Source organism: Tardiphaga sp. (genome assembly GCF_028290785.1).
Lineage (GTDB): Bacteria > Pseudomonadota > Alphaproteobacteria > Rhizobiales > Xanthobacteraceae > Tardiphaga.
This window is the reverse complement of record NZ_JAQGJD010000003.1, coordinates 1-5,559: the sequence shown is the minus strand read 5'-3', so window position 1 is coordinate 5,559 and position 5,559 is coordinate 1. Positions and strand designations below refer to the sequence as shown.

Here is a 5,559-nt window from a genome sequence, read left to right as displayed (position 1 = left end):
AGCATCCGGCACCGGGCTGCAAATCAACGGCAGCATCAAAGGGAAATCTCGCGAACAAAGTAAATGACTTGGAAACAACACCCGCGGCGAAAGCGCAGGGCGGAGGGAGTGGTGAGTCGAAAAATGGGTGAGGTGAAGCGCGCTGTGCGCCACAGCGGCTACGGCGTCGTCCCTGCGAAAGCGGGGACCCATACACGCTTAAGAATTGGCGGAACCGCGATCGGGTGGCTCTGCCGTTCACTTGTGCTGACGGAGGTTATGGTCCCCGCTTTCGCGGGGACGACAACAGATTTTACAGTGGCTCGCGTCCTACGCCCCCGGACGCTTGTTCTGCCGGTGCTCGACGAGGTCATCGACCACGGCGGGATCGGCCAGCGTCGAGGTGTCGCCCAGGGTGCCCGGCTCGTCCTCGGCAATCTTGCGCAGGATGCGGCGCATGATCTTGCCGGAGCGGGTCTTGGGCAGGCCGGGGGCGAACTGGATCAGGTCTGGCGAGGCAATCGGGCCGATGTCCTTGCGGACCCAGGCCACCAGCTCCTTGCGCAGCGCCTCGGTCGGCTCCACGCCGCTCATCAGCGTGACATAGGCGTAGATGCCCTGGCCCTTGATATCGTGGGGGTAGCCGACGACGGCGGCTTCCGACACCGCGGGATTAGCCACCAGCGAGCTTTCGACTTCCGCGGTGCCCATGCGGTGGCCGGAGACGTTGATGACGTCATCGACGCGCCCGGTGATCCAGTAATAGCCATCGGCGTCGCGGCGGCAGCCGTCGCCCGTGAAATACTTGCCGGGATAGGTCGAGAAGTAGGTCTGCTCGAACCGCGCGTGGTCGCCATAGACCGTGCGCATCTGTCCCGGCCAGGATCTGGCGATGCACAGGTTGCCCTGGGTCTCCCCAGTCTGAACCTTGCCATCGGCATCGACGATCTCCGGCACCACGCCGAAGAACGGCCGCGTCGCCGACCCCGGCTTGAGTTTCGTCGCGCCCGGCAACGGCGTGATCAGGATGCCGCCGGTCTCGGTCTGCCACCAGGTATCGACGATCGGGCAACGCTTTTCGCCGACCACGTTGTAGTACCACTCCCAGGCTTCCGGGTTGATCGGTTCGCCGACCGAGCCGAGCAGGCGCAGGCTCTTGCGCGAGGTGACATGCACCGGATCGTCGCCGGCCTGCATCAGCGCGCGGATCGCGGTCGGCGCGGTGTAGAAGATGTTGACCTTGTGCTTGTCGATCACTTCCCAGAACCGCGACATGGTCGGATAGTTCGGCACGCCCTCGAACATCAGCGTGGTCGCGCCGTTGGCGAGCGGCCCATAAAGAATATAACTGTGCCCGGTGACCCAGCCGACGTCGGCGGTGCACCAGTAGATGTCGCCGTCGTGGTAGTCGAACACGTATTGATGCGTCATCGCCGCGAACAGAAGATAGCCGGCCGAGGTGTGCAGCACGCCCTTGGGCTGGCCGGTGGAGCCGGAAGTGTAGAGGATGAACAGCGGGTCTTCCGCATTCATCGGCTCGCACGGGCATTCGGTGGTGACCATTTCGGCGGCGTCGCGATACCAGAAGTCGCGCACCGGATCCATGTTCACAGCGCCACCGGTGTGCTTCACCACCACGACCCAGTCGACATTGCCGGCCTTGGCCACTGCGGCATCGACATTGGCCTTCAGCGGCACCTTCTTGCCGCCCCGCAGGCCTTCATCGGCGGTGATAACGATCTTCGACTGGCAGTCGGTGATGCGCTGCGCCAGCGAGTCCGGCGAGAAGCCGGCGAACACCACCGAATGGATCGCGCCGATCCGCGCGCAGGCCAGCATCGCATAGGCGGCTTCGGGAATCATCGGCAGGTAGATGGTGACGCGGTCGCCTTTGCGGACATTGCGCAGCCGCAGGATGTTGGCGAAGCGGCAAACTTCGTCGTGCAGCTCCTGATAGGTGATGTGCCGGGACTGCGAGGGGTCGTCGCCTTCCCAGATGATGGCGGTCTGCTGCGCGCGCTTCGGCAGATGCCGGTCGATGCAGTTGTAGGCGACGTTGAGAACGCCATCCTCGAACCATTTGATCGAGACATGGCCGGGCGCGAACGAAGCGTTCTCGACCTTGGTGAATGGTTCGATCCAGTTGAGACGTTTGGCCTGCTCGGCCCAGAAGCCATTGGAGTCGGTAGTCGAGCGCGCATACATCGCGTTGTATTTGGCGTCATCGACGAAGGCGCGGGTGCTCCACTCGGTCGGTACGTCGTAAATCTTGTCGGACATCGTCCCCTCCACGTGTGACCGACGGCCAGGATTTCCCGCACGCCGGTTCTCGTTCTTGTGGCAATTATGCGTCGGCGCGGGGTACCGGGACAAGCCGCTGCGGCCTAGGCCTTTTGGCGACCGAAGCCAGCAGAATGCGATCACGATCGCGTTGTGCAAGCGCCAATCGCTTCATCATGAACCCAATCAAGCCAAGAAAACGGTAATTAGTAACCGTCGCCTACGCCAGATCGACTCGCAATGGAGATGCAAAGCTCCTAAATGGCCCTCGCAAGGACCGGCTTTCCGGCCGGAACCAACCACCCAACATCGGCATTAGCAGGATCACAGGCCGAGCGAGGCGAATAACGTCATGATGGAACAGCAGAATTTTGCGTTACCGCGGAATAGCGCCGTGGGTTCCGTCGTCGTCCCGCCGCGTGGCTCGAAAACCGCTCCCGGTAGCGTCGAGGCGCTGGCCCGGGAACTCGGCCTCAAGCTCGGCGACCAGTCCGAGTTGACCATCCGCCGGCTGAAGCGCGGTAAGACCTACTCGTTCATTCGCGCCAACGGCACGGCTATCCGCCATGTCGGCACTATCAAGCGGTTGAATTCGATGGCGGTGCCGCCGGCCTATGCCGAGGTGCGCTACGCCGTCGATCCCACATCGCATCTGCAGGCGGTCGGCCGCGATGCCGCCGGCCGGTTGCAATATCGCTATCATAGCGACTGGGAGAAAGTTCGCGAGCAGCGCAAGGCGCATCGCCTCGCGCGGCTGGTCGGCGCGCTGCCGAAGATTCGCCGCAACGTCTCCATGCATCTCTCCGGCGAGTTGCCGACCCGCGAATTCGCGTTGTCCGCGGTGATCGAGCTGATCGCGCGCACCGCGATCCGTCCCGGCAACGAATCCTACATGAAGCTGAACGGCACCCGCGGCGCGACCACGCTGCTGAAGTCGAATGTGCTGCTGGAAGACGATACCCTGGTGCTGACCTTCAAGGCCAAGGGCGGCAAGGCGGTGCGCAAGGAATGCGACGCCGCCAAGCTGGTGCGCGCCATCGGCATTCTGCGCACGGTACCGGGCAAGCGGCTGTTCCAGTACAGGGACGAGGCTGGCCGCAGCCATAACGTCAACACCGCCGCGGTGAACGCGTTTCTGCGCGAGATCGCCGGCATCAAAATCTCGCTGAAGGATTTTCGCACGCTGATGGCGTCGGCCGTGGTGCTGGAATCGCTGTCGCGGATCTCGCCGGCGGACAGCGCGCGCGGCCGCAAGAAGCAGGTGCTGGACGCCGTCCGCTCCGCCGCGGACGAACTGTCGAACACGCCGGCGATCTGCCGCAAGAGCTACGTGCACGACACCATCGTCACGGCATTCGAGGACGGCATCCTGGAACGCTTCGCGGCCACGATGACGGGCTATCGCTCGCAGTCGAAGCGCGAACAGCTACTGGCGCAGGTGGTCGCGGCGGCGGGGTGATCGCTGCCCCATCGGCTGTCGTCCCCGCGCAGGCGGGGACCCATACACGCTGTAGAGATAGCTGAAGTTGCGTAGTCACGGCTCTGCCGTTTCCATTGTGCTGACGGTGGCTATGGGTCCCCGCTTTCGCGGGGACGACAACTGAGAGTGCTACGGCTTCGCCGTCTGCTAGCCAGCACCCACACCGCGGTATTCTTGATATCAACATCTTCCAGGTCGCGCGACACCGGCACCTGATACTCGGCAATCTTGCGCAAGCGCTCCTTAGGCAGAAAGCTGCGGCCGGGGTCGCCGATCAGCACCGTCGCGCCTTGCGCGGCTTTGGCACTCAGGAAGCTGAAGGCCCGCGCGGCCGTATCGCGCTCATAGAAAATATCTCCGGCAAGGATGGCTTCGGCTGCGGGCGCCGCGACTCCGGCCAGCAGGTCGTCGCCACACACCTCGATCGCCACGTTGTTTACACGCGCGTTCAGCGCGATCGCCGTGCGTGCAAAGCCGTCGATGTCGAAGGCGATGACGCGCGCCGCGCCGGCTTTCATGGCGGCGATCGCGACCACGCCCGATCCCGAGGCGAGATCGATCACGACCTTGCCCGCAACGTTCGCGGGATTGTCGAGAACATAGCGCGCCAGTGCCTGGCCGCCGGCCCAGGCAAAGGCCCAGAACGGTGGCGGCAGGCCGATCTCGTTGATCTCGTCTTCGGTCTTGCTCCACAGCGGCACCGCCTCGTCGGCGACGTGCAACACGATCTCCGGCACCAACGGCACCGGCAGCAATAAAGTATTGGCGATGATGAAGGCGGTCGGATCGGCGACCGCCGCGGGCACGGCTGCGTCGGCCGCGCTCACCGTGAACGATGAAGCGTGCGGGATCGCACGCTCACAATCCGCCCAGCTTGCAGATCAACTTCCATTCGGCGTCCGTCACCGGCTGCACCGAGAGCCGCGAATATTTCAGCAGCGCCATTTCCGCGAAACGAGGGTCGGCCTTGATCGCGGCGAGTGTTACCGGCGTTTTCAACGGCTTGTCGGCCTTGATATCGACGCAGACGAACTTGGCGGATTCATCGGTCGGGTCGGGATAGTGCTCGCGGATGATCTCGGCGATCCCGACGATCTCCTTGCCGTCGTTGGAATGATAGAAGAACGCGCGGTCGCCCTTCTTCATTTTCATCATGTACTGCTTGGCGGTGTGGTTGCGCACGCCGGTCCAGGCTTCGCCCTTGGCGCCCTTGGCGACCTGCTGATCCCACGACCACGTCGAGGGCTCCGATTTCACCAGCCAATGTGCCACGAATTATCCCTCTGCCTTGAACGGCCGCGTCAGCAGCCCTTCGATCGCCTGGTCGATGGTGGCGGTGCCGCCCAGAATGGCGGCGACCGCGCTGGCGACCGGCATGTCGATGTTTTTGGAAGCCGCCAGTTCAATCAGAACCGGTGCGGTGAATTCGCCTTCGGCGAGCTTGTCGCGCGGCGGCATCTCACCGCGGCCGAGCGCGGCGCCGAGCGAGAAATTGCGCGACTGCGCGCTGGAGCAGCTCAGGATCAGGTCGCCGAGGCCGGACAGGCCGGACAAGGTTTCGTTGCGCGCGCCGCAGGCGCGGCCGAGTCGCAGCAATTCGCTGAAGCCGCGGGTGGTCAGCGCCGCCAGCGCGGAGGCGCCGAGCTTCTTGCCGACGACGATACCCGCGGCGATCGCCAGCACGTTCTTGGCTGCGCCGCCGATCTCGACGCCGCGCACGTCGGTGGAGTGATACGGCCGAAACGTCGCCGAACCCAGCGCCTGCACGAGGTCGATGGCAACGCTTTCGTCGGCGCAGGCCAGCGTCACCGCGGTCGGCA

5 protein-coding genes are annotated in these 5,559 nt (G+C 64.1%); 1 reads left to right on the top strand and 4 read right to left on the bottom strand.

What is annotated here, in order from left to right; genetic code table 11:
• Positions 1 to 309: 309 nt before the first annotated feature.
• Positions 310 to 2,259, bottom strand: a complete 1,950-nt coding sequence (gene acs / locus JWR89_RS00190) for an acetate--CoA ligase (protein ID WP_299710256.1) — start codon at positions 2,257 to 2,259, stop codon at positions 310 to 312.
• A 352-nt stretch (positions 2,260 to 2,611) separates the two neighbouring features.
• Here acs and JWR89_RS00185 point away from each other — a divergent pair, with 352 nt between their 5' ends.
• Entirely contained in the window at positions 2,612 to 3,718 is a 1,107-nt protein-coding gene (locus JWR89_RS00185) for a DNA topoisomerase IB (RefSeq protein WP_299710253.1), read from the top strand.
• A 110-nt stretch (positions 3,719 to 3,828) separates the two neighbouring features.
• Here the strand turns inward: JWR89_RS00185 and JWR89_RS00180 are convergent, their stop codons facing one another.
• The 3 genes from JWR89_RS00180 to JWR89_RS00170 form a co-directional block, all read right to left on the bottom strand.
• The gene (locus JWR89_RS00180) at positions 3,829 to 4,566 is read right to left on the bottom strand and encodes a 50S ribosomal protein L11 methyltransferase (RefSeq protein WP_299710250.1); all 738 of its coding nucleotides are present in this window, start codon (positions 4,564 to 4,566) and stop codon (positions 3,829 to 3,831) included.
• Between the two features lie 31 nt (positions 4,567 to 4,597).
• Positions 4,598 to 5,011, bottom strand: coding sequence for an EVE domain-containing protein (locus JWR89_RS00175; RefSeq protein ID WP_299710247.1), 414 nt, complete (start codon positions 5,009 to 5,011; stop codon positions 4,598 to 4,600).
• A 3-nt stretch (positions 5,012 to 5,014) separates the two neighbouring features.
• Positions 5,015 to 5,559: NAD(P)H-dependent glycerol-3-phosphate dehydrogenase (locus JWR89_RS00170; RefSeq protein ID WP_366142954.1), on the bottom strand; the 545-nt coding region annotated here is incomplete at its 5' end.